At 70.8% G+C, this 26,397-nt stretch carries 27 protein-coding genes, 1 tRNA gene and 1 rRNA gene; 23 read left to right on the top strand and 6 right to left on the bottom strand.

All coding sequences use genetic code 11. From position 1 onward, the window contains the following. From rrf to ACIGJI_RS16790, 19 genes are all read left to right on the top strand, one after another. Positions 1-84: ribosomal RNA gene (rrf, locus tag ACIGJI_RS16880) — 5S ribosomal RNA — on the top strand; the annotation flags it as partial. Between the two features lie 181 nt (positions 85-265). Further along, positions 266-1,351, top strand: coding sequence for a hypothetical protein (locus tag ACIGJI_RS16875; RefSeq protein ID WP_363447480.1), 1,086 nt, complete (start codon positions 266-268; stop codon positions 1,349-1,351). Continuing rightward, the gene (locus ACIGJI_RS16870) at positions 1,324-2,217 is read left to right on the top strand and encodes a hypothetical protein (protein WP_363447478.1); all 894 of its coding nucleotides are present in this window, start codon (positions 1,324-1,326) and stop codon (positions 2,215-2,217) included. Before ACIGJI_RS16875 ends, ACIGJI_RS16870 begins: the two co-directional genes overlap by 28 nt. Next, positions 2,217-3,266 carry an HAD-IIA family hydrolase gene (locus tag ACIGJI_RS16865; protein ID WP_396667039.1) on the top strand — a complete coding sequence of 350 codons (1,050 nt, stop codon included), beginning with the start codon at positions 2,217-2,219 and terminating at the stop codon, positions 3,264-3,266. Before ACIGJI_RS16870 ends, ACIGJI_RS16865 begins: the two co-directional genes overlap by 1 nt. 49 nt (positions 3,267-3,315) lie before the next feature. Further along, on the top strand, positions 3,316-3,495 hold the full coding sequence (locus ACIGJI_RS16860) for a hypothetical protein (RefSeq protein WP_187661855.1): 180 nt from the start codon (positions 3,316-3,318) through the stop codon (positions 3,493-3,495). Further along, the gene (locus ACIGJI_RS16855; protein ID WP_187661854.1) at positions 3,492-4,289 is read left to right on the top strand and encodes a TlyA family RNA methyltransferase; all 798 of its coding nucleotides are present in this window, start codon (positions 3,492-3,494) and stop codon (positions 4,287-4,289) included. The genes ACIGJI_RS16860 and ACIGJI_RS16855 overlap by 4 nt, the downstream gene beginning before the upstream one ends. Next, complete coding sequence (locus tag ACIGJI_RS16850; protein ID WP_187661853.1) at positions 4,286-5,206, top strand: NAD kinase; 921 nt, start codon at positions 4,286-4,288, stop codon at positions 5,204-5,206. The genes ACIGJI_RS16855 and ACIGJI_RS16850 overlap by 4 nt, the downstream gene beginning before the upstream one ends. Beyond that, entirely contained in the window at positions 5,203-6,885 is a 1,683-nt protein-coding gene (recN, locus tag ACIGJI_RS16845) for a DNA repair protein RecN (RefSeq protein WP_187661852.1), read from the top strand. Before ACIGJI_RS16850 ends, recN begins: the two co-directional genes overlap by 4 nt. Before the next feature lie 26 nt (positions 6,886-6,911). Next, positions 6,912-8,606 (top strand): CTP synthase, encoded by a 1,695-nt coding sequence (locus ACIGJI_RS16840; RefSeq protein ID WP_187661851.1) that lies wholly within the window; start codon positions 6,912-6,914, stop codon positions 8,604-8,606. Continuing rightward, the gene (locus tag ACIGJI_RS16835) at positions 8,599-9,195 is read left to right on the top strand and encodes an NUDIX hydrolase (protein ID WP_259954743.1); all 597 of its coding nucleotides are present in this window, start codon (positions 8,599-8,601) and stop codon (positions 9,193-9,195) included. Before ACIGJI_RS16840 ends, ACIGJI_RS16835 begins: the two co-directional genes overlap by 8 nt. Before the next feature lie 2 nt (positions 9,196-9,197). Next, positions 9,198-10,100, top strand: coding sequence for a site-specific tyrosine recombinase XerD (xerD, locus tag ACIGJI_RS16830; RefSeq protein ID WP_268777288.1), 903 nt, complete (start codon positions 9,198-9,200; stop codon positions 10,098-10,100). Positions 10,101-10,264: 164 nt separating this feature from the next. Then, the gene (locus ACIGJI_RS16825; RefSeq protein WP_164498181.1) at positions 10,265-11,098 is read left to right on the top strand and encodes a ParA family protein; all 834 of its coding nucleotides are present in this window, start codon (positions 10,265-10,267) and stop codon (positions 11,096-11,098) included. After that, positions 11,082-11,957 carry a ScpA family protein gene (locus ACIGJI_RS16820; protein WP_259954746.1) on the top strand — a complete coding sequence of 292 codons (876 nt, stop codon included), beginning with the start codon at positions 11,082-11,084 and terminating at the stop codon, positions 11,955-11,957. The genes ACIGJI_RS16825 and ACIGJI_RS16820 overlap by 17 nt, the downstream gene beginning before the upstream one ends. Then, entirely contained in the window at positions 11,947-12,570 is a 624-nt protein-coding gene (gene scpB / locus ACIGJI_RS16815) for an SMC-Scp complex subunit ScpB (RefSeq protein WP_187661848.1), read from the top strand. The genes ACIGJI_RS16820 and scpB overlap by 11 nt, the downstream gene beginning before the upstream one ends. Beyond that, positions 12,567-13,364, top strand: a complete 798-nt coding sequence (locus ACIGJI_RS16810) for a pseudouridine synthase (protein WP_187661847.1) — start codon at positions 12,567-12,569, stop codon at positions 13,362-13,364. Before scpB ends, ACIGJI_RS16810 begins: the two co-directional genes overlap by 4 nt. Beyond that, positions 13,361-14,497, top strand: coding sequence for a prephenate dehydrogenase (locus tag ACIGJI_RS16805; protein ID WP_363447471.1), 1,137 nt, complete (start codon positions 13,361-13,363; stop codon positions 14,495-14,497). The genes ACIGJI_RS16810 and ACIGJI_RS16805 overlap by 4 nt, the downstream gene beginning before the upstream one ends. Continuing rightward, on the top strand, positions 14,490-15,188 hold the full coding sequence (cmk, locus tag ACIGJI_RS16800; protein WP_187661845.1) for a (d)CMP kinase: 699 nt from the start codon (positions 14,490-14,492) through the stop codon (positions 15,186-15,188). The genes ACIGJI_RS16805 and cmk overlap by 8 nt, the downstream gene beginning before the upstream one ends. 40 nt (positions 15,189-15,228) lie before the next feature. Continuing rightward, positions 15,229-16,701, top strand: a complete 1,473-nt coding sequence (gene der / locus ACIGJI_RS16795; protein ID WP_315637765.1) for a ribosome biogenesis GTPase Der — start codon at positions 15,229-15,231, stop codon at positions 16,699-16,701. Positions 16,702-16,763: 62 nt separating this feature from the next. Continuing rightward, positions 16,764-17,711: an NUDIX hydrolase gene (locus ACIGJI_RS16790; protein WP_363447468.1), complete on the top strand. Its 948-nt coding sequence runs from the start codon at positions 16,764-16,766 to the stop codon at positions 17,709-17,711. 183 nt (positions 17,712-17,894) lie between these two features. On the opposite strand, the gene ACIGJI_RS16785 is transcribed toward ACIGJI_RS16790, so the two are convergent. The 5 genes from ACIGJI_RS16785 to ACIGJI_RS16765 form a co-directional block, all read right to left on the bottom strand. Continuing rightward, a complete protein-coding gene (locus ACIGJI_RS16785) occupies positions 17,895-19,334 on the bottom strand; it encodes a DUF222 domain-containing protein (RefSeq protein ID WP_363447466.1) in 1,440 nt (479 codons plus the stop codon). Between the two features lie 39 nt (positions 19,335-19,373). Next, positions 19,374-19,748, bottom strand: coding sequence for an RNA-binding S4 domain-containing protein (locus tag ACIGJI_RS16780; RefSeq protein ID WP_363447464.1), 375 nt, complete (start codon positions 19,746-19,748; stop codon positions 19,374-19,376). Next, positions 19,748-20,416 carry a lysoplasmalogenase gene (locus ACIGJI_RS16775; RefSeq protein WP_363447462.1) on the bottom strand — a complete coding sequence of 223 codons (669 nt, stop codon included), beginning with the start codon at positions 20,414-20,416 and terminating at the stop codon, positions 19,748-19,750. Before ACIGJI_RS16775 ends, ACIGJI_RS16780 begins: the two co-directional genes overlap by 1 nt. A 62-nt stretch (positions 20,417-20,478) precedes the next feature. Further along, positions 20,479-20,934: a hypothetical protein gene (locus tag ACIGJI_RS16770; protein WP_363447460.1), complete on the bottom strand. Its 456-nt coding sequence runs from the start codon at positions 20,932-20,934 to the stop codon at positions 20,479-20,481. Then, positions 20,931-21,539, bottom strand: coding sequence for a GNAT family N-acetyltransferase (locus ACIGJI_RS16765; protein WP_363447458.1), 609 nt, complete (start codon positions 21,537-21,539; stop codon positions 20,931-20,933). Before ACIGJI_RS16765 ends, ACIGJI_RS16770 begins: the two co-directional genes overlap by 4 nt. Positions 21,540-21,647: 108 nt before the next feature. Here ACIGJI_RS16765 and ACIGJI_RS16760 point away from each other — a divergent pair. Next, positions 21,648-21,724 (top strand) — tRNA-Pro (locus ACIGJI_RS16760). A gap of 99 nt (positions 21,725-21,823) precedes the next feature. Here ACIGJI_RS16760 and ACIGJI_RS16755 read toward each other — a convergent pair. After that, positions 21,824-22,462, bottom strand: a complete 639-nt coding sequence (locus ACIGJI_RS16755; RefSeq protein ID WP_363447420.1) for a TetR family transcriptional regulator C-terminal domain-containing protein — start codon at positions 22,460-22,462, stop codon at positions 21,824-21,826. Positions 22,463-22,534: 72 nt separating this feature from the next. Here ACIGJI_RS16755 and ACIGJI_RS16750 point away from each other — a divergent pair, with 72 nt between their 5' ends. Genes ACIGJI_RS16750 through ACIGJI_RS16740 form a run of 3 tightly spaced genes read left to right on the top strand, consistent with a single transcriptional unit; the run spans position 22,535 to position 26,396 of the window. After that, positions 22,535-23,578: an agmatine deiminase family protein gene (locus tag ACIGJI_RS16750; protein WP_363447418.1), complete on the top strand. Its 1,044-nt coding sequence runs from the start codon at positions 22,535-22,537 to the stop codon at positions 23,576-23,578. Beyond that, a complete protein-coding gene (locus ACIGJI_RS16745; protein ID WP_363447416.1) occupies positions 23,575-25,296 on the top strand; it encodes an amidase in 1,722 nt (573 codons plus the stop codon). The genes ACIGJI_RS16750 and ACIGJI_RS16745 overlap by 4 nt, the downstream gene beginning before the upstream one ends. Continuing rightward, on the top strand, positions 25,293-26,396 hold the full coding sequence (locus ACIGJI_RS16740; protein ID WP_363447414.1) for a C45 family peptidase: 1,104 nt from the start codon (positions 25,293-25,295) through the stop codon (positions 26,394-26,396). Before ACIGJI_RS16745 ends, ACIGJI_RS16740 begins: the two co-directional genes overlap by 4 nt. The last annotated feature ends 1 nt before the right edge of the window (position 26,397 follow it).

Below are 26,397 nucleotides of genomic sequence, written 5' to 3'. Positions count from 1 at the left end.
CACATTCCGAACCCGGAAGCTAAGCCTCACAGCGCCGATGGTACTGCAGGGGGGACCCTGTGGGAGAGTAGGACACCGCCGGACTCCTTTTAGTCGAAATGGCCACCCATCGTTGGGTGGCCATTTTGCGTTTACGAGCGAAGAGAACAGAGAACAGGGAGCACCATGCCGGAAGAGGAAGAGCGCCGTCCACGTCGCAACGACGGGAACCAGCGCAACGAACGTCCTTCCGGAGGTCGCCCCGTATACCGCGACGGCGGTTCTCGTGCCGGCTCCGGCGACCGAAGCCCTCGGCGGGACGGTGGCTACAACCGCGATGGCGGCGCCCCTCGTCGTGAGGGTGGTTACAACAACCGTGACGGTGCCCCTCGTCGTGAGGGCGGTTACAACCGCGACAGCGCTCCGCGTCGTGAAGGCGGTTACAACCGTGATGGTGGTGCCCCTCGTCGCGAAGGTGGTTACAACAACCGCGATGGTGCGCCCCGTCGTGAAGGTGGTTACCGCGACAGCGCTCCGCGTCGTGAAGGTGGTTACAACCGTGATGGTGGTGCTCCGCGTCGTGAAGGTGGTTACAACCGCGACAGCGCTCCGCGTCGTGAAGGTGGTTACAACCGTGATGGTGGTGCCCCGCGTCGTGAAGGTGGTTACAACCGCGACAGCGCTCCGCGTCGTGAAGGCGGTTACAACCGCGATGGTGGTGCCCCGCGTCGAGAGGGCGGGTACAACCGTGACGGTGGTGCGCCCCGTCGTGAAGGTGGCTACAACCGTGATGGTGGTGCCCCTCGTCGCGAAGGCGGTTACAACAACCGTGATGGTGCGCCCCGTCGCGAGGGCGGCTACAACCGTGATGGTGGTGCCCCTCGTCGCGAAGGCGGTTACAACAACCGTGATGGTGCGCCCCGTCGCGAGGGCGACTACAACCGCGACAGCGCTCCGCGTCGTGAGGGTGGGTACAACCGTGACGGTGGTGCCCCGCGTCGTGATGGTGGGTACAACCGCGATGGTGGTGCCCCGCGTCGTGATGGTGGGTACAACCGCGATGGTGGTGCCCCGCGTCGTGAAGGTGGTTACAACCGCGACAGCGCTCCGCGTCGTGAGGGTGGATACAACCGTGACGCTGGTGCGCCCCGTCGCGAAGGCGGCTACAACAACCGTGACAGCGCACCGCGCCGCGAGGGTGGATTCGACCGGGAGCGGGGGAGTGACCGGTCCCGGTCCTTCCCGCAGCGTGGCGGCGCGGGGCGGGAGCGTCCTGCCAACGCGGCGAGCGAGCGTCCGCGGTTCGACGAGCCCCGCGTCCCGGAGGATGTCACGGCGCGCGACTTGCACCCCTCCGCGCGCAACGAGCTGAAGACGCTCAGCAAGGAGAACGCGGAGTTCGTCGCTCGGCATCTGGCGATGGCTTCTCGGCTGATCGACGAGGACCCGACCCTGGCGCACGAGCACGCACTCGCAGCGTCGCGTCGTGCAGGGCGCATCGCGATCGTCCGGGAGACCCTGGGCATCACCGCCTACGCGACGGGTGACTTCGCCCTGGCCCTGCGGGAACTGCGCACCTATCGCCGGATCTCCGGCAAGGACGACCAGATCGCCCTCATGGTCGACAGCGAGCGAGGCATCGGACGTCCCGACCGCGCCCTCGAGACCGGCCGCGCCGTGGACCGATCGGCTCTGACCACCCCCGTGCGCGTGGCTCTCGCGATCGCGATGTCGGGTGCCCGGCTGGACCAGGGTGACCTGGAGCTGGCCCTCGGCGAGCTCGAGATCCCGGAGCTCGACCCCGACCGCGCGTTCGAGTGGAGCCCCGCGCTCTTCGCCGCGCGCGCCGCAGTCCTGGAAGATCTCGGCCGCACGGACGAGGCGGAGTTCTGGGCGCACCGCGCCGAGGTCGCCGCGGAGGCTCTCGGTGTGGATGAGGCCGGCGACGAGGAGCTCTACGTCGAGGACGGTCTCGTCGAGGACGAGTTCTCCGACGAGCACGCTGTCTCCGTCGAGGATGTTGTGTCCGACAAGGAGGAGCACTCCGCCGACGACACTGCCTCCGAGGAAGAAGAGGCTTCCGACGCGGAGACCGGAGACGACTCGTCCTCCTCCGACACGAACGAGACCCCCGAGCCCGCCGAGCCGTCCATCGAAGACGAGGTGCGCGAACTGCTCGGCGAGGACGACGAGACGGAGGACGACTCGCCCTCCGCATCCGAGAAGCCGGAGGCGTAGTGGGGCTCTTCACACCCAAGGCACGGAGGTCTCGAGCGGGACGGACGCCTCTCGAGGGCGTGGACACCGTCCTCGCCGATCTCGACGGCGTCGTCTACGCCGGTCCGGGGGCTCTGCCGCACGCGGTCGAGAGCCTGAACGCCGCGGCGCACACGGTGCGTCTCGGCTACATCACCAACAACGCTTCGCGCACGGACGCCTCCGTGGCCGCGCATCTGACCAGTCTCGGGCTCGACGTCGCTCCGCAGGACGTCGTCACGAGCCCGCAGGCCGCGATGCGTCTGCTGTCCGGGATCGTTCCCGCGCCGGCGACCATCCTCGTGGTCGGCGGCGACGGGCTCGTCGACGAGGTGCAGAAGGCCGGGTACACGGTGACGCGCAGCGCCGAGGACGCTCCGCAGGCCGTGGTCCAGGGGTTCGCGCCCGAGGTGGCCTGGACGGACCTCGCCGAGGCGGCGTTCGCGCTGAAAGTCCCTGAGGACGAGGGCGGCATCCCCTGGATCGCCACGAACACGGACTGGACGATCCCGCGCGAGCGCGGCGTCGCCCCCGGCAACGGCACCCTCGTCTCCGCCGTGCACACCGCGATCGGTCGCCTGGCGACGGTGGCGGGCAAGCCGGAGACCCCGATCTTCGAGGAGGCGCTCGCCCGCTTCGGTGCCGCGAAGGCTCTGTTCATCGGCGACCGCCTGGACACCGACATCATGGGCGCCAGCCGCGCCGGCATCGAGTCCGCGCTCGTGCTGACCGGCATCGACCGTCCCAAGCACGTCCTCGCCGCGCCGGAAGGTTCACGCCCGACCTACATCCTCGGTGATCTGCGCGGCCTGCATGAGCCGTATCCCGAGCCCGTCGTGACCGACGGCGTGTTCGACGTGAACGGTGCCGCCGTCCGCGTCCACGGAGCGGACGTCGAGATCGTCGCCGAGTCCGGCGAGCAGCTCGACCTCCTCCGCGCCGGCGCCGCGGCCATCTGGGCGTCCGGTACGCCGGTGTTCGTGCTGCGGGTTCCCGAACGGCTGTACGCCGACCCGTTCCACCGCCCCTGAGCCACGCGTGGCGCCGTGGGCCGTCGGCGGCGCCGCGTACAGTGGAAGCGTGAGTGACGAGACGACGACCAGCGCGCCGACGGACGGCCTGTGGAGTCGTCTGCGCCTGATCGAAGGTCAGCCGCTCTCCGCACGCGCGGACTTGTACTCGGCCCTGCACGACGAACTCTCTCGACGGCTCGAGAGCGGATCCCGGCTGGAACAGCGGGAGACTCCGGGACCACGATGACGCGACTCGACGCCGCCCTCGCCTCCCGAGGACTCGCCCGTTCGCGCACGCACGCCGCCACCCTCATCGCCGACGGTCTCGTGAGCGTCGACGGGCGCCCGGTCGTCAAAGCCTCGACCGCGGTCGGCGAGGAGAACACGATCACGGTGGCCGGCGCCGACCACTACGTCAGCCGCGGCGCGCACAAGCTCATCGCCGGGCTCGACGGCTTCACCATTCCCGTGCAGGGGCGCCTCGTGCTCGACATGGGAGCCTCGACCGGCGGCTTCACGCAGGTGCTGCGGGAGCGCGGCGCGCGGCGCGTGCTGGCTGTGGACGTCGGTCACGGCCAGCTCGCCCCGTCGATCGCGGCAGACCCCGGTGTCACCGCGGTCGAGGGCTTCAACGTGCGGCACATGACCCGTGACAGTCTCGCCGCGGCGACGGGGGAGTCCGCCTCGCCCGACCTGGTGGTGGGCGACCTCTCCTTCATCTCGCTCGAGCTCGTGCTCCCCGCGGTGGTCGCCGTCGCGGCGCCGGGTTCCGATGTCCTGCTGCTCGTCAAACCGCAGTTCGAGGTCGGCCGGACGGCGGTGCGCGGCGGTCTCGTCACCGACCCCGCCACCCGTGCCGATGCCGTCGCCCGGGTGGCGTGGAGCGCGTGGGACGCGGGGATGGGGATGGCGGGGATCGTCTCTTCCCCGATCCTCGGAACCCACGGCAATGCGGAGTATCTCGTCCACCTCGTGCCGGGCGGCGGCAGCAATCCGACAGAATGGATGGACACCATCAACCGGCTGGCAGGGGGACGATGAACGAGCGCAGGATCCTGGTCGTCGCCCACGCGGGTCGCGTCGACACCGTCGCGGCCGCCCGCCGGGTGATCGACGCCCTCCGCGGCGCGGGAGTGCGCCCCGTCCTGGCGGCCGACGACCACGCGGAGCTCTCCGCGGTCGATGCGTTCTTCGCGGACGTCGAGGTGCTGGATGCCTCCGCCGGTCCGGCGTCCCTCGAGCTCGCGATCGTGCTCGGCGGCGACGGCACGATCCTCCGTGCGGCGGAACTCGTCCGCGACAGCGGCGCCCCGGTGCTCGGCATCAACATGGGCCACGTCGGCTTCCTCGCGGAGATCGACCGGGACGACATGGACGACGCGATGCGCCGCGTCATCGCCCGCGACTACGAGGTCGAGGAGCGCCTGGCGCTGTCGGTGCGGGTGAAGGACGCCTCGGGCGACGTCGTCTTCGAGACCTGGGCTCTGAACGAGGCGACCGTCGAGAAGGCGAGCCGGGAGCGCATGATCGAGGTGGTGCTCGAGATCGACGGGCGGCCGCTGTCGAGCTTCGGCTGCGACGGCATGGTCGTCTCCACCCCGACCGGCTCGACCGCCTACAACTTCTCCGCCGGCGGCCCGGTCATCTGGCCGACGGTCGAGGCCATCGCCGTCGTCCCGCTGTCGGCCCATGCCCTCTTCGCCAAGCCGCTCGTGGTGAGCCCCGACGCGGCCGTGGCGATCGAGATGCTGGAGCGGACGGACGGCTCCGGCATCCTCTGGTGCGACGGCCGTCGTTCCCACGACCTTCCGCCGGGTGCCCGCGTCGTCGTCCGTCGTTCATCGCGCCCGGTCCGCCTCGCGCGACTGCACCCCACCGCGTTCACGAATCGTCTCGTCCGCAAGTTCCAGCTGCCCGTCGAGGGATGGCGCGGACAGGAACGGAGGAGCGAGGCATGATCGAGGAGATGCGCATGCAGGGGCTCGGCGTGATCGCCGATGCCGTCCTGCCGCTCGGGCCCGGCTTCACGGCCATCACCGGCGAGACCGGAGCGGGCAAGACCATGGTGGTCACCGGTCTCGGCCTGCTTCTCGGACAGCGCGCCGACTCCGGCGCCGTGCGCAAGGGCGCGGCGCAGGCGTCGGTGGCCGGTGTGTGGATCGTGCCGGAGACCGGTGAGGTCGCCGACATCGTCGCCGAGGCCGGGGGAGAGCTGGAGCCGGCAGGCGCCGGGACCGCTGAGCTGTACGTCTCGCGCACCCTCAGCGCCGAAGGCCGCAGTCGTGCGAGCGTCGGCGGCCGCGCCGCACCGGCGGGTGTGCTGTCCTCGCTCGCCGACGAGCTCATCGTGGTGCACGGACAGTCCGAGCAGCTGCGGCTGCGATCGGCGGCCGCGCAGCGCGACGCCCTCGATCGCTTCGGCGGCGAGGCCATCGCCCGGGCGCTGGAGGAGTATCAGGCCGCGTTCGAGCACTGGCGCACGCTCGACGCCGAGATCGTCGACATCACCGCGAACCGCGACCGGCGCGCCGAGGAGGCCGCCCGGCTGCGGGAGGACCTGGCCCTGATCGAGGCCACCGCTCCCGAAGAGGGTGAGGATGAGGAGCTGACGGCCCGCGCCGAACGCCTCGCGAACGCGGAGGAGCTGCGGCTCGCGGCCGCCCTGGCCCACGGCTCCCTCTCGAACGAGGAGGGCGAGCCCGATGCGTCGGCGCTGGTCGCGGAGGCACGCCGGGCGATCGAGCGTGTGTCGGACCCGAAGCTCGCCGAGGTCGCCGAGACCCTGGCCGACATCGGCTACCGGATCGCCGACGCCGCCGGCGTGCTCTCCGGCTTCCTCGCCGACCTCGACGAGTCCGGCCCGCACGAGCTGGCAGCCGTCGAGGAACGCCGGGCCGCGCTCGGTGTCCTCATCCGTCAGCACGGTTCGCTGGCGGAGGCGCTGGCACTGTGGCAGACCGGTTCCGCACGGCTGGCCGAGCTCGACGACGACGGGGAGCGTCTGGAACGCCTCACCGCCGAGCGCGACGCGGCCAGGGCGGAGCTCGACGCCCGCGCCGACGCCCTCACCGCCGCCCGGAGCGAGGCCGCCGTCCGGCTCGGCGAGGCCGTGACCGCCGAGCTCCACGCGCTGGCGATGCCGGACGCACGGCTCGAGGTATCCGTGGCACCTGGCGCCGAGAGCACCCACGGGCGCGATGACGTCGCCATCCTGCTCGCGCCGCACCCCGGCGCCGAACCCCGCTCCGTCGCCAAGGGTGCGTCCGGCGGCGAGCTGTCGCGCGTGATGCTCGCGATCGAGGTCGTCATCGCGGCGACCGACCCCGTTCCCACCTTCGTGTTCGACGAGGTCGACGCCGGCATCGGCGGTGCCGCGGCCATCGAGGTCGGTCGGCGACTCGCCCGACTCGCCGAGAAGTCGCAGGTGATCGCCGTCACCCATCTCGCGCAGGTCGCCGCCTTCGCGAACAACCACCTGACCGTCGTGAAATCGAACGACGGCGCCGTCACCGCCTCCAGCGTGCGGCGGCTCGACGGGGAGGAGCGCGAGGCCGAGATGGCCCGTCTGCTCTCCGGACTCGCGGATTCCGATGCCGCACTCACCCACGCTCGTGAGCTTCTCAGCCTCGGCGTCTGAACGAACTGTTAGGATAGAAGCCCGTGATGAACTCTTCTTCTGCGGGGCCCAAGAACGACACGACCAAGCACATCTTCGTGACTGGTGGTGTCGTTTCGTCTTTGGGCAAGGGGCTCACCGCGGCCAGCCTGGGCAACCTCCTGACCGCCCGCGGACTCCGCGTGGTCATGCAGAAGCTCGACCCGTATCTGAACGTCGATCCGGGCACCATGAACCCGTTCCAGCACGGCGAGGTCTTCGTGACCGACGACGGTGCGGAGACCGACCTCGACATCGGCCACTACGAGCGCTTCCTCGACATCAACCTGTCCGAGGCGGCCAACGTCACGACCGGTCAGATCTACTCGCAGGTGATCGCGCGGGAGCGCCGCGGCGAGTACCTCGGCGACACCGTGCAGGTCATCCCGCACATCACCGACGAGATCAAGCGCCGCATGCGGCTGCAGGCCACAGAGGACCCGCGTCCCGACGTGATCATCACCGAGGTCGGCGGCACGGTCGGCGACATCGAGTCGCAGCCCTTCCTCGAGGCGGCCCGCCAGCTGCGTCACGAGCTCGGTCGCGACAGCGTGTTCTTCGTGCACGTCTCGCTCGTGCCATTCATGGGGGCGTCCGGCGAGCAGAAGACCAAGCCGACCCAGCACTCGGTCGCCGCGCTCCGTCAGGTCGGCATCCAGCCGGATGCGCTCGTGCTCCGCAGCGACCGCCCGGTGAGCGCGAGCAACCGCAACAAGATCGCCCTCATGTGCGACGTCGATGTCGAGGGTGTCATCAACACCGTCGACCTGCCGAGCATCTACGACATCCCCTCCACCCTCAACGAGCAGGGCCTGGACTCCTACATCGTGCGCCGCCTCGGTCTCGACCAGAAGGCCGACGACGTCGACTGGACGCGCTGGAACAAGGTGCTGCACGCGGTGCACAACCCCAAGCACGAGGTCACGATTGGTCTGGTCGGCAAGTACATCGACCTGCCGGACGCCTACCTGTCCGTGACCGAAGCCCTCAAGGCCGGCGGCTTCGCGCAGGAGACCAAGGTCAACATCCGCTGGATCCCATCCGACCTCTGCGAGACGCCCGAGGGCGCGCAGGAGCAGCTGGCCGAGCTCGACGGCATCTGCGTGCCCGGCGGCTTCGGCATCCGCGGCATCGAGGGCAAGCTGGGCGCGCTGAAGTTCGCCCGGGAGCAGGGGATCCCGACCCTCGGCCTGTGTCTCGGCCTGCAGTGCATGGTCATCGAGTACGCCCGCGACGTGGCCGGTATCGCCGGAGCCTCGTCCAGCGAGTTCGATCCGGACACCGCGGAGCCCGTCATCGCGACCATGGCCGAGCAGATCGAGATCCTCGACGGCGGCGACCTGGGCGGCACCATGCGGCTCGGTCTCTACCAGGCCGCTCTCGCCGAGGGCTCGCTGGCGCGCGAGGTCTACGGCGCCGCCGAGGTGTCCGAGCGTCACCGTCACCGCTACGAGGTGAACAACGCCTACCGCGATCGCCTGTCGGAGGCCGGTCTGGTGTTCTCGGGCCTCAACCCGGAGCTGGATCTCGTCGAGTACGTCGAGCTGCCGCGCGACGTGCACCCGTACTACATCGCCACCCAGGCGCACCCGGAGCTGCGTTCGCGTCCGACCGACCCGCACCCGCTGTTCCGCGGTCTCGTCGGCGCGGCCATCGCCCGGCACCGCGCGAGCGAGCTGTTCGACGTGCCCGTCGATGAGTGAGTCGGGGACGGGTCCTGTGGACGAGTCGCTGCGCGACGAGCCCTTCGAGCCGGAGGTCCTGAGCAGCGACCTCGTCTACGAAGGGCGCGTCTGGGACGTCCGCTCCGATCGTGTCCGCTACGGCGAGGGCGAGATCGTGCGGCAGTACGTCGCCCATCCCGGCGCCGTCGCGATCCTCGCTCTGGACGACGAGGGGCGGGTGCTGCTCATCCAGCAGTACCGTCACCCGATCCGCCACCGCGACTGGGAGCTGCCGGCGGGCCTCCTCGACATCGAGGGCGAGGAGCCGATGGCGGCCGCCCGTCGCGAGCTCGCGGAGGAGGCCGACCTCGTGGCCGCCCACTGGGAGCCGCTGGTGTCCTCGTGGACGACGCCCGGCGGCAACGACGAGCTCATCCGGGTGTTCCTCGCGACCGGGCTCTCGGCCGCGGAGACCGCGCACGACCGGGAGGACGAGGAGGCGGACATCCGGCTCGCCTGGGTGCCGCTGGAAGACGCCGTCGCGGGAGTGATGGCAGGACGCCTGCGCAACGGCATCCTCTCCATCGGCGTGCTGGCCGCGGCGCAGAGGCTGCGCGACCGAGGCTGAGGATGCTGCTCGATCGCGCCCTCGACGCGTATCTGCGTCACGTGACGATCGAACGCGGCCTCAGCGCGCACACGGTCGGCGCCTACCGGCGGGACCTCGTGGGCTACCGGGACTGGCTCACGGCGGAGGGGATCGACGACACCGCGGACATCACGTCCATGGTGGTCGACCGTTTCGTCGCCGACCGTGCCTCGGCGGAGCCGCCGCCCGCGGCGACGAGCCTGGCGCGCCTGCAGTCCTCGGTGCGCGGCTGGCACCGGTTCCTCGCCCGGGAGGGCATCGAGGCGGACGATCCGACTGGGCGCCTCCGCCCGCCGAAGACCCCGCGCCGGCTCCCGAAAGCCCTCACGATCGACCAGGTGGAGCGGCTGCTCGCCGCGCCGTCGGCCGAGGAGCCGCTCGGCATCCGCGACAGGGCGCTCCTGGAGCTCCTCTACGCGACGGGTGCCCGGGTGTCGGAGGCTGTCGGTCTGGACGTCGACGACATGGCGCACGGCGAGGTGCTGCGCCTGCGGGGAAAGGGCTCGAAGGAGCGCATCGTCCCCGTGGGGTCGTATGCCCGCGCCGCGGTCGACGCGTATCTCACCCGAGTCCGCCCGGGCCTCGCGGCGAAGGGACGTGCGTCGGCCCGGCTCTTCCTCGGCGCGCGGGGCGCTCCGCTCTCGCGGCAGAGCGCCTGGCTGGTGATCCGTTCCGCCGCGGAGCGCGCGCAGCTCACCGCCGAGGTCTCCCCGCACACGCTGCGGCATTCCTTCGCGACCCACCTCCTGCAGGGCGGCGCCGACGTGCGCGTGGTGCAGGAGCTGCTGGGGCATTCCTCGGTCGCGACGACGCAGATCTACACCCACGTGTCGGTGGACGCCCTCCGCGACATCTACGCGACCTCGCACCCCCGGGCGCGCTGATCCCGCGCGGATCCGCGCCTCCTCCCGAGGCGGCCCGCCGCGCGCCGGGACGGCCGGGGAACGCATGGCCGCTACAATCGAGCAAGCACGAAGGAGCAGGAGAACCGGTGGCTGAGAAAGCGGCGAAGTCCAGGGCGAAGGCACAGAAGGCCGACGACACTCCCATGGGACCCACCGGCCGTCCGTATCAGGGCTTCCCGATCCCGGCGCCGCTGAAGTCGCACGGCCCCGCGCGCATCATCGCCCTCTGCAACCAGAAGGGCGGCGTCGGCAAGACGACGACGTCCATCAACCTCGCCGCCGCTCTCGCGGAGTACGGCCGCAAGGTGCTCGCGGTGGACTTCGACCCGCAGGGCGCCCTGTCCGCGGGCCTCGGCATCCAAACGCACGACGTGCCGACGGTCTACGACCTCCTGCTCGACACGAAGCGCGACGCCCACGACGCGATCGTGCACTCGAACGTGCCCGGTCTCGACGTCCTCCCCGCGAACATCGACCTCTCGGCCGCGGAGGTGCACCTCGTCAACGAGGTCGCCCGCGAGACGATCCTCGCCCGCGTGCTCCGGCAGGTGGCGGGGGAGTACGACGTCATCCTCATCGACTGCCAGCCGTCGCTGGGCCTGCTGACCGTGAACGCGCTGACGGCGGCGCACGGCGTCATCATCCCTCTCGAGTGCGAGTTCTTCGCGCTGCGCGGTGTCGCGCTCCTCATCGAGACCATCGACAAGGTGCGCGATCGCCTGAACCCCTCCATCGAGATGGACGGGCTGCTGGCGACCATGTACGACCCGCGCACGCTGCACTCGCGCGAGGTGCTCGAACGCGTCGTGGAGGCGTTCGGCGACGACGTGCTGGAGACCGTGATCGGCCGCACCGTGAAGTTCCCGGATGCGTCGGTCTCGGGGGTCCCGATCACCGAGTTCGCTCCGGAGCACGCGGCCGCACAGGCATACCTGCGGCTGGCCAGGGAGCTGGTCGCCCGTGGCGCCGTCGCCTGACGAGCTCGGAACCGCTGAGGTCCCGGCACTCGCCGACGCCGTCGACGCCGCGGAGTCATCGTCCGCCGCCGCCGACGACACCGGTTTCCGGGTCTCGCTGTCGAACTTCGACGGCCCCTTCGACCTCCTGCTGACCCTCATCTCCAAGCACGAGATGGACATCACCGAGGTGTCGTTGAGCGCCGTCACCAACGAGTTCATCGCGTACCTGGCCGACCTCGAGGACGAGGAGGAGCTGGACCAGGCGTCGGAGTTCCTCGTCGTCGCCGCGACCCTGCTCGACATGAAGGTGGCGGGTCTGCTGCCGCAGGGCGAGCTCGTCGACGCCGAGGCCGTGGCCCTGCTCGAAGCGCGCGACCTGCTCTTCGCCCGTCTGCTGCAGTACCGCGCGTTCAAGGAGGTCTCCGCGTGGTTCGCACGGTGCCTGCAGCGGGAGGACCGCCGCCACGTGCGCGCGGTGCCGCTGGAGGAGAAGCACCGGAAGCAGACACCCGAGCTCGTCTGGTCGCTCACGACCGACGACTTCGCGGCTCTGGCACTGCTGGCCTTCGCACCGAAGGAGATCCCGCACGTCGGGCTCGACCACCTGCACGCGCCCCTGGTCAGCATTCGGGAGCAGGCCGCGATCGTCGTCACGCTGCTGCGCGGCACCGAGTCGCTGAGCTTCCGCGAGCTCGTCGCCGGCGTCACCGAGCCGGGCATCGTCGTGGCCCGCTTCATCTCGGTGCTGGAGCTGTACCGGCACGCGGCGCTCTCCTTCGAACAACTGGAACCGCTCGGGGAGCTCACGCTCCGCTGGGCCGCCGACTCCTGGTCGGACGAGACACTCGCGACCCTGGGGGCCGACTATGACCGATGACATGACCGAGACGGAAACCGGGCTCCGCGAGGAGCCCGACGCCGTGACGGGTGCCGAGTTGCCCCTCAGCGAGCGCGTGGAGGCGATCCTCTTCATCGTCGACGAGCCGATCGGCCTGGTGGCTCTCGCCGCGGCGGTCGGCGCGCCGGTGCCCGCCGTCCGGCAGACGGTCGAGTCGCTGGTCGAGGACTACGACGGCCGGGGCGCGGGTCCGCGGCGCGGCTTCGAGCTGCGGGAGGTCGGCGGCGGATGGCGGCTCTACGTCCGCGAAGACCTGGATCCGGTCGTGGCGGAGTTCGTCGGCGGCCAGGCTCCGGCCCGGCTCTCGCAGGCCGCGTTGGAGACGCTCGCGGTGATCGCCTACAAGCAGCCCGTCACCCGCAGCCAGGTCGCCTCGATCCGCGCGGTCAACGTCGACTCCGTGGTCCGCACGCTCCTCGCACGAGGCCTGATCACCGAGCTCTTCGCCGACTCCGAGACCGGGGCGATCAACTACGGCACGACCGATGCGCTCCTCCAGCATCTCGGCATCAACTCTCTGGATGAGCTTCCGCCGATCTCGCCGCTCCTCGATGACGGCGCCGACGGCTTCGACGAAGGGACGGTCCGATGACCACCGACGCCCACGATTCCGCAGCCCCCGAGGGCGTCCGACTGCAGAAGGTGCTGGCAGCCGCCGGCGTCGCGTCCCGTCGGGTCGTCGAGCAGTACATCGTCGAGGGGCGTATCCGCGTGAACGGCCAGGTGGTCACCGAGCTCGGCCGCCGCATCGACCCGGAGCGCGACCTCGTCGACGTCGACGGCACCGCGGTGCAGCTCGACGTGTCCAAGCGCTACGTGATGCTGAACAAGCCGACGGGCGTGGTCAGCAGCATGCGCGACGAGAGCGGCCGTCCGGATCTCCGGCGCTTCACGAAGGACTACGAGGAGCGGCTCTACAACGTCGGGCGCCTGGACGCCGAGACCAGCGGCCTGCTGCTGCTCACCAACGACGGCGAGCTCGCGCACGTCCTCGCGCACCCGTCCTTCGGCGTCACCAAGGTCTACATCGCGAAGGTGGAAGGGACGGTGACGGCGCAGACCATCTCGAAGCTCACGAAGGGCATCGAGCTGGAGGACGGCCCCATCGCCGCCGACAGGGCCCGCCTGCTGGACACATCGGCGGGCTCGAGCCTCGTCGAGCTCACGCTGCACTCGGGACGCAACCGGATCGTGCGTCGCATGATGGCCGCGGTCGGTCATCCGGTCACCGAACTGGTGCGGCGGCAGTTTGGTCCGCTGCACCTGGGAACCCTCCCGGCGGGCCGGACGCGGGAACTGAGTAAAATCGAACTCGGCGCGCTGTTGACCCTCGCGCGCCGGGAATCCGGTGTCGCCGAGGCGCCAGGCGAGCAGGAGAGCGAATGACCCAGACGACGAGTGCGCCCGCGGCGCGGAAGGCCGGTGCCGTCGCGCCGCGCCTGTCCGGCACCGTGCGCATCGTCGGCGCCGGGCTGCTCGGTGCCAGCGTCGGCCACGCGCTCCGCGCGAAGGGCATCGACGTGGTCCTCACGGATGCGTCCCCCGCGCAGCTGCGCCTCGCCGTCGACTACGGCGCCGGACGCCTTCCGCAGGATGACGACGCCCCGGTGCTCGTCGTCGTGGCCGTGCCGCCGGATGTGACCGCCGACGTGATCCAGGCAGAGCTCGAGCGCTACCCCGACGCCGTCGTGACGGATGTCGCGAGCGTGAAGCTGGAGCCGTTCCGCACGCTCCGTGACCGCGGTGTGAACCTCGCCCGCTACATCGGCTCCCACCCGCTCGCCGGCCGGGAGCGCGGCGGGGCGATCTCGGCGCGAGCCGACCTGTTCATCGGACGGCCGTGGGTCGTGTGCCGCGACGAGGACACCACCGCGCGGGACCTCGCGCTGGTCGAGGCGCTGGCCCTCGATGTCGGCGCGATGCCGCTGGAGATGACCCCCGAAGAGCACGACCGCTCCGTCGCCCTCACCTCGCACGTGCCGCAGGTCATCGCGAGTCTCCTCGCCGGGCGTCTCGCCGGGGCCGAGGAGGGCGCGCTCCGCCTGGCAGGGCAGGGCGTGCGGGACACGACGCGCATCGCCGCATCCGCTCCGGAGCTGTGGGTGCAGATCCTCGGCGCCAACGCCGGTCCCGTGGTCGAGATCCTCGACGCCCTCGCGACGGACCTGAGCGAGGTCGCCGATGCGCTGCGCGCTCCCGCGGCCCCCGGAGCCCGACGCGTGCTCGCGGAGACCATCCGCCAGGGCAACGACGGTGTCGAGCGCCTCCCCGGCAAGCACGGACAGAACCGACGCTTCGAGACACTGGTCGTCATGGTCGACGACACCGCCGGTCAGCTGGGACGCCTGTTCGGCGAGCTCGGCGAGCTGGGCGTCAACGTCGAGGACCTGCGGCTGGAGCATTCTCCCGGCGCGCAGTTCGGCCTCGCCGAGATCAGTGTCGACCCCGCGGCGCTGCACGGCGCGATCACCGGGCTCCAGGAACGCGGCTGGCGCATCGCAGGGAACACCAATGACTGACACCTCCACCGTCTCCGCCACGAAGTTCATCGCCATCGACGGTCCCGCCGGGTCCGGCAAGTCGAGCGTGTCCAAGGCGATCGCGCGTCGCGAGGGCTTCGGCTACCTCGACACCGGGTCGGCCTACCGGGCTCTCGCCTGGCACGTGCTCGATCGCGGCGCGGACACCGACGACGCGGAGGCCGTGCGCGCCGCGGCCGCCGACTTCCCGGTCCGCCTCGGGCTCGACCCGGATGACCGCACGGTACGTGTCGGCGACGTGGACGTGACGGAGGCGATCCGCGAGCCCCGCGTGTCCGGCGCCGTGAGCGGCGTGGCGCGGGTGCCCGAGGTGCGCACCCAGGTCAACGAGCTCTTCCGGGCACTGGTCGCTGAGGCGCCGTACCCGGCCGTGGTGGTCGAAGGCCGCGACATCACGACCGTCGTGGCACCCGATGCGCCCGTCCGCATCCTGCTGACCGCCGCACCGGAAGTGCGTGCCGCCCGCCGCGCGGGCGAGCTCGCAGGCGAGAACGCCGCCGCCGTCGCGGACGCCCTGCACAAGCGCGACGCCTCCGACAGCGCGGTCGTCGACTTCCTCAACGCCGCGGAAGGCGTGGAGGTCGTCGACTCGACCGCACTCGATTTCCCCCAGACCATCGACGCCGTCCTCTCGGTGATCGAACGACTCCGAGGAGCACACCGTGGCTGACGACGAATACGAAGGCGGTCCCGACCAGCTCGCCGAGAAGATGGACCAGCTCGACGAGCAGCTGGCCGAGCAGCGCGCGGAGACCCTGCGCGCCGGCCTCGCTGACTACGAGCTGGACGACGAGGACGCGGAGCTCCTCGCGGGCATCACCCTCGGCGAGGACGGCATCCAGTACAGCCCCGCGCTGCCCGTGGTGGCGATCGTCGGGCGGCCGAACGTCGGCAAGTCCGCGCTCGTGAACCGCATCCTCGGCCGTCGCGAGGCCGTCGTGGAGGACACCCCCGGTGTCACCCGCGACCGCGTCACGTACAAGGCCGAGTGGAACGATCGCCGCTTCACGGTCGTCGACACCGGCGGCTGGGAGCCCGACGCCCGGGGCATCGATCGGTCCGTCGCGGCACAGGCCGAGGTCGCGATCGACCTGTCCGATGTCGTGCTGTTCGTCGTGGACGCCATGGTGGGCGCCACGTCGACCGACGAGCACGTCGTGAAGCTGTTGCGCAAGAGCGGCAAGCCGGTCTTCCTCGTCGCCAACAAGATCGACGACGCGCGTCAGGAGCCGGAAGCGGCCGCCCTGTGGAACCTGGGTCTCGGGGAGCCGCACCCGGTCTCCGCGATCCACGGTCGCGGTGTCGCGGACCTGCTCGACGACGTGCTGAAGAAGCTGCCGGAGGTCTCCGCCGTCGCGAAGCAGGAGATCGGCGGCCCGCGCCGTGTCGCGATCCTGGGGCGCCCGAACGTCGGCAAGTCCTCGCTGCTGAACAAGGCCGCGGGGGAGGAGCGCGTGGTCGTCAACGACCTCGCCGGCACGACCCGTGACCCCGTGGACGAGGTCGTGGAGCTCGGCGGCAAGATGTGGCGCCTGGTCGACACGGCCGGTATCCGTCGCCGCGTGCACATGGCGCAGGGTGCGGACTTCTACGCGTCGCTGCGCACCTCCGCCGCGCTGGAGAAGGCCGAAGTGGCCGTCGTGGTGCTCGACGTCTCCGAGACGATCAGCGAGCAGGACGTGCGCATCATCGACCTCGTTCTCGAGTCGGGCCGCGCGCTCGTCCTCGCGTTCAACAAGTGGGATCGCCTCAACGACGACGACCTGGAGAACGCCGACCGCCGCCGCTACCTGGAGCGCGAGATCGAGCAGGACCTCGCGCATGTCGCGTGGGCTCCCCGCGTGAACATCTCGGCGAAGACCGGCCGTCACCTCGACAAGCTCGTCCCGGCGCTGGAGACGGCGCTGGAGAACTGGGATCGCCGGATTCCCACCGGCAAGTTCAACGCGTTCCTCGCAGAGCTCGTCGCCGAGCACCCGCACCCGGTGCGCGGTGGGAAGCAGCCGCGCATCCTCTTCGGGACGCAGGCCTCGACCCGTCCGCCGACGTTCGTGCTGTTCACGACAGGTTTCCTCGACCCGGGCTACCGCCGGTTCATCCAGCGCCGCCTGCGGGAGCTGTATTCGTTCGAGGGCACGCCGATCGTGATCAACATGCGGGTGCGCGAGAAGCGTCAGCGCTGACTCGTTGCCGCGCATGTCGCGGCGGTGGCGCCGGAGGCCCGATGCTGTGAAAAGCTGAGGGGGTGACTGTCGTACCTCCCGCCGCCGGTGAACCGCGTCGCCCCGAGGGGCCTCGCGATCCGGGCGATGCCTGGGTGGTCGCCGACACGGGCGAGCGGTACTGGGGGCGCTTCGGTGCCGCAGGTCTCCTCGCCGTCGACGCGGAGCGCGGCATCCTGCTGCAGCATCGCGTCGCGTGGAGCCACTTCGGCGGCACCTGGGGTCTGCCCGGGGGAGCGCTGCATGAGGGTGAGGCGGCCATCGTCGGTGCCGTGCGCGAGGCGCAGGAGGAGGCGGGAGTGCCGGATGGTGCGGTGCGCCCCCGCTTCACGAGCGTGCTCGACCTCGGCATCTGGTCGTACACCACCGTCGTCGCCGATGTGCGCACGCCGTTCGACCCCGTGATCAGCGACCCGGAGAGCGTCGCGCTGTCGTGGGTGCCCGTCGAGGACGTGGACGCGCTGCCCCTGCACCCCGGCTTCGGTGCGGCGTGGCCGATGCTGCGGGCTCAACTGTCGGCGCATCCGGTGGTCGTGGTCGACGCCGCCAACGTCGTGGGGGCGGTCCCGGACGGCTGGTGGAAGGATCGCGCCGGAGCCGCGGCACGACTGCGCGATCGTCTGACGGGCCTCTCTGTGCGCGCGGACGACCTCGGACTCGCGGGGGATGACTGGTTCCCGGAGGTATCGCTCGTCGTGGAAGGTCGCGCGCGCGACATCGCGGAGGCCTCCGCCGAGGGATCACCTGCGGATGCCGCGGCCGCGGAAGCCGGCGTCGCGAGCCTGGCCCTGGACGTCGTGCGCGCGGAGGGCGCCGGTGACGACGCGATCGTGGCCGAGGTCGAACGCCGGGTCGCCTGCGCGCGGCCGGTTCTCGCGGTGACCAGTGACCGCGAGCTGCAGTCCCGCGTCGAGGCCGCCGGGGCCCAGGTGCGCTCGAGCGGCTGGCTCCTTCGTCTTCTCGACGCGTAGCGCGAGACGCGGGCGCTTCGCTCCACGGTCCCAGGTGCTCGTGCAGTGCTGGGGCCTGGCACGGCTTGGTCTGACGTGGCGTGGCGTGGCTTGGCGTGGCCGGGCTTGGCGCGGCCTGGCTTGGTTTGACGTGGCCTGCGTCACCGCTCGCGAATGACCCGCTGTCGTGATGACCCGCGAAGGTCAGGCGAACGCGACCCGACGCGGGGCGTGATCGGTGTGGACGGCGCCGAGGGGACTTCGCCATTCGAGAACCCCGCCGGGATGCTGACGTACCGTCCAGCGCTGAGGCTCCGGGATATCGGGGTGTTTCAGCACATGGTGTCCGCGGCAGAGATGCGCGAGGTTGTCGACGCGGGTCGGGCCGCCCTTCGCATGATCCCGGGTGTGGTCGATGTCGCAGCGGTGTACCGGCTGGCGGCACCCCGGGAACCGGCAGTGCTGATCGCGGGCGCGGAGCAACCGGCGCATGCTCTCGGTCGGGCTGTAGGCGTCCGTTTCGACGACCTGCCCGTGTGGGTCGAGGAACAAGCGCGTCCATCCGCCGTCTCGTCCGGCCAGAGCGCGGGCGATATCCGGGTGGAGAGCACCGTGCCCGTCCAGTTCGGCGGGACGGTCGTCGAGTCCGGCGAGGGTCGTCGCCGCCACGGTCACCTGCAGGCGACCCCGAACCCCGGTGATACCGTCGCCCTCGACGGCACTCGGATCGGCCGTCAGGAGGAGATCGGTCAGAAGGTCGGCCTGCACCTGGCTCCAGGTACGGGTGTCGAAGGGGGCCGATTCCGCCTCGGGATCGAGGGCGTATGTGTCGCCATCGGCGCTGGGGATCGCAGTCCCCGCCCGGGTGTCGTCGTACGGGCGATCCGTCTCGACGCTGTGAGCAGTCAGTAGTTCGTGGTTCGCAGGAGCCAGGCGATGCGACGCTCCGTCCGACCCCGCATCACGCGCGGGAACCGCAGCGCGCGCCCGGAGCACCGTGCGGGTGAGCTGACTCAGCCGGTCGGCGATCGCCACCGCCGCCCACTCCGGGAGTATGGCCGTCAGGACCGCGAGGCCGTCGTCGACCGATCGCACCGTGACGCAGCGCTCGTCCGCCGCTCGGCGGTGTCGCTCCGTGATGGTCTCGCCGACGAGAGCGGAGGCGACGCGGCGGGCATGCACCCGCGTGCGCGCCGCGGTCTCGGCTTCGGCGACGACGAGCACCGCCGTCTCGAACAGCGCCATCGTCTCCGGCGCGACGACGCGGTTGCGGATGGCCTCGTCCACGATGGCGCTCGCCCGTGCGATCTCCCGGACATGCGCGGAGCTCAGAGCCCCGGTGTGGAAGGCCTCCCGCACGCGGGGGAGCGCCGTGCTCAGGGCGAGAGCGTCGGCGAACGCGAACTCCATGGTGCCGGTGGAAACGTGCCCCGCCGCGGCGAACTCGGCAACCATCGAGCGGTGGATGGCGTCACGGTGGTGCGGGGTCGACGCCACGTCTTCATCGTGGAAAGCGATCTGCGTGACCAACAGCTCCGCGGCCTCTGCCTCCAGCACCGGGATGCGCCGGCGAGTCTCCGCCCAGGCATCACGCACGCGTCGCCGCTCCTCCAGGTCGAGGTCTGCGGTCGGCGGGTTCGTCATACCTCGAGTTTAGAACGTATGTTCGAATCCGGGAAGGGTTCAGTCGTGTTGTATATCGCTTCGTCCGCGAAGGCGATCGATGTCTCGACGCTCCCGCTTCGTAGGTCGTCCGGCGCCGCGGTCCCGGACGCCGAGGGCTGCCTGCGGCTCGCGTTCCGGCGTTCGGTCTTCGTACGCGAGGGCGGCGAGCGGCGCGCCCACACGCTTGACGAGGATCTGGCGCACGATCAGGATCCGATCGAAGCCCGCGATGCGGATGCGGAGCTCGTCGCCCACGCGAACTGCCTGCGCGGCCTTCGTCTTGTCGCCGTTGACGCGCACATGCCCCGCACGGCATGCGGTGGTCGCCGCTGACCGGGTCTTGTAGACGCGCACCGCCCAGAGCCAACTGTCCACCCGCGCGCTGTCGACCATCAGGCGGCCCTCCGCTGCAGGGAGACGAGCGCGCCCGCGACGATCAGCCCCTGGCCGAGCGTGTATGTCAGCATCACGGCGGGGCTGCTCCAGGCCGGGAGGGCGTCGGGGAGGAAGAGTCGGAAAGCGAGGATCGTGTCGCTCGCCAGGAAGAACGCGCCGCCCGTCACGACGAGCGGATGGCATCGTGCGGCGAACGCGGCGGTGCCCGCGAGGAGCAGGCCGTACAGCGCGACCCCGATGAGGAGCGGGCCCGTGTGCGGGCCGAGAAGGAGGATCATCGCCAGCCACCAGGCGGCATAGATCGCTGTCCACCACGGCAGGCGGCGGCGCGCCAAGTGGCGGCCGAAGAGGACGATGTAGGCGATGTGCGCGAGACCGAAGAAGCCCAGCATGAGCGGAAGCTCGGGGGCCGCGGGGAACAGCGCGCCCGCGCCGTCACCCAGCCAGGAGAAGAGCAGGGCGATGAGGAGGAGGGCCACCGTGACGGGCGGGTGGATCCGTCGCGCCACCACGAGGACCGGCACCGCGAGCAGCGGCATGAGCAGCAGCTTCGTCGGCCCCGCGAGGTCGTGGCCGAGCGCGAGAAGCACAACGTGCAGGAGAGAGACCACGACGTACGGCACGAACGCCCACACGATCGCGGGAGGGAGGGTGCGGCGCTGCATCCCTCCATCGTATGACCGGAGGCGCATGTCGTCCCGAAGGCGGTCGATCGGACCGGCCCGCTTCAGGACTCGACGGTGACCGTCGCCACGGCACCCGCGGCGTCGAGGTGCACGGCGGGCCAGTAGCCCTCCGGGAAGTGCTCGCCGCAGGTGTCCGTGAAGTGGAGGACGACGGTGCCGTCGGCTCCGGCCTCGATGGTCTCGAGCTCCAGGTCGTCGGCCGCCTCGTCGAGCTCGGCGGCGGAGGGGTCTCCGGTGCTGAACGTCGTGACCACGGCGTCCGAGGCGACGCGGCTCAGTCCCGGGAGCGCGGCGACGACTGTGCGCAGCCGGGGGAGCAGCGGCGCGACCTCGTCCGGCGACGCGCCCTCGACCATCAGCTCGTAGGTGCTGCCGTCGACTTCGACGCTGCCGACGAACCAGTCGTGGGTGAGGACGGTACCGTCGTCGAGCTCGGAGGTCGCCCGGTGGAGCGGACCGAGGTCGGGGTCTTCGAGGGAGGAGTTCGCGGCGCTCATGCCTTCACGCTATCGCTCTCGTTCGGCGTGATTTTCAGGGCGACGAGCACGCGCCCCGGCTTCATCACCGCCTTCTCCGTGAAGCCGGCGCGGAGGAACGTCTCGAGTGTGCCGTGGTACAGATCGTTCGCCCGCTGCTTCTCGCCATGGGTGTCGACGGGATACCCCTCGACGAGGCGGGCGCCCGACTCCCGGGCGAACGCGATCGCGGCGTCGAGCAGCTCCGCGTTGAGCCCGGTGCCCCGATGCTCCCTGCGGACGACGAAGCAGGTGACCGCCCACACGGACTCGTCGTCGAACGGCTCCGTGCTCGACGCGGCGATCATGCGGGTACGGGGGATCCGGGCCTGACGGGTGCGCGGTCCGATGCGGATCCAGCCCGCGGCCTCGCCGTCGACGTACGCGACCAGCCCCGGAGGGGGACCCTCGTCGATCTCGGCGCGGAACATCTCGGTGCGCTGAGGCGTGGTCGTCTGATTCCAGTCCTTGTTCGGCAGCACCGGCCAGATGCACTGGCAGCTCGCCCCATCGCCGCCGCCGGTGAGCGCGTGCTGCACGTCGTCCCAGCGGGCGGTCGTCGCCAGCGCGGTCGTGATCGTCGACATGCAGGCGACGGTACAAGCAGCTTCCGACACCCCGCAACGCCTCGGTTCGCGAGAGGGCCGCGGGTGCGGCTAAGATAGGGGAGTTGCCTGCGCGAGAGTGCAGAACAACGGGCTGTGGCGCAGCTTGGTAGCGCACTTGACTGGGGGTCAAGGGGTCGCAGGTTCAAATCCTGTCAGCCCGACCATTTGAGGGCCGGAATCTCGCAAGAGGTTCCGGCCCTTCTGCCTTCCCGGGATCGCCGAGGGCACGAAGAGGGCACGCCTTATGCGGCCCTCCGCGACCGTCAGCGCGTGGGAAGGAGCTCCGCGATCTTCCCCTGGGGCGCGCCGACCAGCGTCTCGCAGGCCTGCGCCAACCGAGCGGCGAAGAGCGCGGCGTCGGTGCGGCGGGTCAGCGCATGCGCTGCGATGCCGTCGATCATGGCGAGGATCTGCCAGGCCACGGCATCCGTGTCATCCGTGCGGAACACACCGGAGCGCCGGCCATCCTCGATGAGCTGCGCGATGAACGACTGCCAGGCGCTCATCTGCTCGTCGATGGCCACCGACAGCGCTGCACTGCCGCGGCCGAGGGACCAGGCGTCCACCCACACGAGCGTGATGTCGTCGTGGCCGCTGCTGAGGACCGTGGAGATCATCCGTGCCATCCGTGCCGCCGGCTCGCTCTCGGTCTCGGCCTGGGTGCGGACGTCGTCCAGTTCGGACGCCGTCAGCTCGCGGAAGGTGCGCGCGACCAACTCGTCCATGCTGGATGCGTAGTGCGAGACGAGCCCCGGCGCCACCCCTGCCCTGCTGGCGACCGCCCGCAGCGTCAGCGCGGACAGTCCCTTCTCCCTGGCGATCGCGATCGCGGCGTCGTAGATCTCGCCGGCGCGCTGCTCCGGCGTCTTCCTGGTTCGTGGACGCGTATCGGATGTTGACATGGTGCCTCCAGTGTAGGAACATTCCTGTATTGGTCATGTGACCAACAAGCCGTTGTCGGCAAAGGAGATGACATGGGCTGGCGGATGCCGCACGAGGGCGAACGGCACGAACGCACCTGGATGGCGTTTCCGCGCGTGGGTGTCACCTTGGGCGACGGTGCTGCCTGGCGCGACACGGCGTACCGCGCGTGGACCGACGTCGCCCTGGCGATCGCCGAGTTCGAACCGGTGACGATGGTCGTGGACCCGACCGAGATGGCGCGGGCGCGGGACATGCTTGGCTCGGCCGTCGAGATCGTCGAGTCGCCGTTGGACGAGTTCTGGATGCGCGACTTCGGCCCCACCTTCGTCCTCGACGACGATCGGCCAGGCGTCCTCGGCGCGGTCGACTGGATCTTCAACGGCTGGGGTGCGCCCGCGTGGGCCGAGTGGCAGGTGTCGGCCGGCGTCGCGCGCATCGTCGCCGCACACGTCGGAGCCGAGCACATCAGTTCGGTGCTCGTGAACGAGGGCGGCGGTATCCACGTCGACGGCGAGGGCACGGTGCTACTCACCGAGACCGTGCAGCTCGACCCGAACCGCAACCCCTATGCCGACAGAGGCCGCGTCGAGGCCGAACTCGCACGCACGATCGGCGCGACCACAGCCATCTGGCTGCCCCGAGGCCTCACGCGCGACTACGACGAGTTCGGCACCAACGGGCACGTCGACATCGTCGCCGCGTTCGCCGCTCCGGGCCGGGTGCTGCTGCACCGCCAGGACGACGCGGGACACCCCGACCACGTCGTCACGCGTGAGCTGAGGGCGTTCCTGCAGGACCAGACGGATGCCGCGGGCCGCCCGCTCGAGATCATCGACGTCCCCGCCCCCGAGACCCTCCGCGACGACGAGGGGTACGTGGACTGGAGCTACATCAACCACCTCGTGGTGAACGATGCCGTGATCGCGTGTGGGTTCGGTGAGGACGCCGCCGATGCCCGTGCGCGGGACATCCTCGGATCCGCGTACCCCGGGCGACAGATCGTGACCGTCGACGCGCGCCCGATCTTCGCGCGCGGCGGCGGCATCCACTGCATCACCCAGCAGCAGCCGGCAACGAGCGAGGCACCCGCATGATCGACGTGGTCGAAGCATCCATCGCGGACCTGCGGCAAGCGCTCGAGACCGGTGCGGCTACCAGCGTCGCGCTGGTGCAGGCTTATCTCACCCGCATCGACGCGTACGACGCACCCGGCACCGAGACCGCGCTCCACGCGGTCGTCGTCCGCAACCCCGACGCCCTCGCCGAAGCCGCGGCGTCCGATGCCCGCAGGGCGGCCCGGCACTCGCTCGGCCCGCTGGACGGCATCCCGTACACGGCGAAAGACAGCTACCTCGTCGCCGGGCTCACCGCGGCCTGCGGATCCCCGGCGTTCGCGGATCTGGTCGCGCAGCGGGACGCGTTCACGATCGAACGGCTCAGGGCCGGCGGGGCGATCTGCCTCGGGCTGACCAACATGCCGCCGATGGCGAACGGCGGGATGCAGCGCGGTGTGCACGGACGGGCGGAGAGCCCGTACAGCGCCGACTGGCTGACCAGCGCGTTCGGATCCGGCTCCTCCAACGGATCCGGCACCGCGACCGCCGCGAGCTTCGCTGCCTTCGGGCTCGGCGAGGAGACCTGGTCGAGCGGTCGGGCACCGGCGTCGAACAACGCCCTCTGCGCATACACGCCCAGCCGTGGCGTCATCTCGGTGCGCGGCAACTGGCCGCTGGTGCCCACGATGGACGTCGTGGTGCCGCATACCCGTACCATGGCCGATCTCTTCGAGGTGCTCGACGTGATCGTCGCCGATGACACCGACGTCCGCGGCGACTTCTGGCGCGCGCAGCCGTGGGTGCGTATTCCTGCCGCATCCGAGGTGCGTCCGTCGTCGTACCGAGACCTCGCCGCGGCCGACCCTCGTTCCGTTCTCGCCGGCCGCCGCTTCGGTGTGCCGCGCATGTACGTCAATGCCGATCCGGATGCCGGCACCGGCACCACCATCGGAGGCGCGACCGGGCAGGGCATCGTGACCCGGGCGTCCGTCATCGACCTCTGGGAGCAGGCGCGCCGAGACCTCGAAGACGCCGGCGCCCACGTGGTCGACGTCGACTTCCCGGTCGTCACCAACTACGAGGGCGACCGCGCCGGGGCGCCGACCCTGAGCACCAGGGGACTGGTGTCCGAGCGGTTCCTGCGCTCCGAGATCGAGGATCTCTCCGCCTGGGCGTGGGACGACTTCCTGCGCGCGAACGGCGACCCCGCGCTCGATCGGCTCGAACTCGTCGACGGCGCGCGCATCTTCCCGCATCCGGGAGGTGCCCTCCCGGATCGCTACACCGGCTTCGATGACGAGATCGCCGGGTATCCGGCCCTCGTCCGCGAGCGCCCGTACGCCTCATTCACCGACATCCCGCATCTCGAGGAGGGTGTGCGCGGGCTCGAGGAGACCCGCCGCGTCGACCTCGAGGAGTGGATGGACGCGCTCGGCCTCGACGCCGTGATCTTCCCTGCCGTCGCCGATGTCGGCCCCGCCGACATGGACGTGAACCCGGCATCCGCCGACGCGGGGTGGCGCAACGGCGTGTGGGTCGCGAACGGCAATCTCGCGATCCGTCATCTCGGCATCCCGACCGTCACGGTGCCGATGGGCACGATGGCAGACATCGGGATGCCGGTGGGTCTGACCATCGCGGGCCGCGGCTGGGACGACACCGCCCTGCTGCGCCTCGCCGCCGCGTTCGAGGCGACCGGCGATCGCCGCACCGCGCCGCCGCGCACTCCCGCTCTTCCCGGAGAGGAACTCTCGTGACGTCGCCCTTCCCGCGCCCGGAGCGGCGCCTGCAGATCACGGCCGATGCCGCGGATCCGCTCCGGCGCGGCGCCGAGCGAGGCATGCAGCTGCGCGCGACTCTGTCCGGCACGATCGCCGCGTATGATCGGCTCTTCCGCCTCGGCGCCGTCGACGAGAAGACCGTGCGCGACGACGCCGAGCGGCTGCTCGACGCGGTCGACGCCCACCGTCCGGCGCTGCGCGCGCAGATCGAGGGCATCGCCGCCGGTGCGGACGTCGAGATCTGGCGCGTCGCAGCATTGAACGGCCGCACGGAGATCCTGTCCCGCAGCGTCGCCGTACCGCCAGGAGAGTGCTCGACCATCGTGCGCTCGATCCGCGATGCGGACGGCCGCGCGCGCACCCTCGGCGTGCAGACGTGGGACTGGCACATGGAGATCGCGCCGTACTGGCACACGATCATCTCTCGCGGCGGTGTCCACGACTATGCCGGGCTCACCGAATGCGGCATCCTCGGCAAGATCGGCGTGAACAGCGCCGGCGTCGCGCTGCACTTCAACATCCTGGGGCATCGGTCCGACCGGCCCGAGGGCATCCCGATGCACGTGCTCGCCGCTCTCGTACTCGAGGAGGCCTCCAGTGTCGCGCACGCCGTCGAACTGGTGCGCGAGGCGCCGGTCACGAGCTCCGGCTCGTTCGCGCTCTTCAACGCTGCGGGCGACGCCGTGCTGCTCGACATCAGCCCCGAAGGCGTGTTCTCCGCGCCCGCGATCACCGAGGGCACCTGGCTGCGCACGAATCACTTCCTCACCGAAGAACCAGCGGCGCACGAGAAGACCTGGCTGTACCAGCCCGACTCCGGTCAGCGCTGGGACTTCCTGCGGGGCCGACTGCTGTCGGCCGGCGCACCGACGGATGCCGAGCAGCTGCGCGCGATGCTCGTGACCGGCGACGGCGAGCCTCCGGTGACCTGCGTACCCGACCTCGCGCTTCCGATGGGACAGCGGTGGGCCAGCCTGGCCACCGTCGTGCTCGACCCCGTCGGTCGTCGGGCTGACGTGCTCGACGGCACTCCGGCTGAAACCGCCACCCGCCCGCATCTGACGCTCGCGCTCTGAC

This window comes from Microbacterium sp. NPDC064978 (genome assembly GCF_044543605.1).
Taxonomy (GTDB): Bacteria; Actinomycetota; Actinomycetes; order Actinomycetales; family Microbacteriaceae; genus Microbacterium; species Microbacterium meiriae.
Note: the sequence above shows the minus strand (reverse complement) of the source record. Positions and strands in the feature narration are given on the sequence as shown.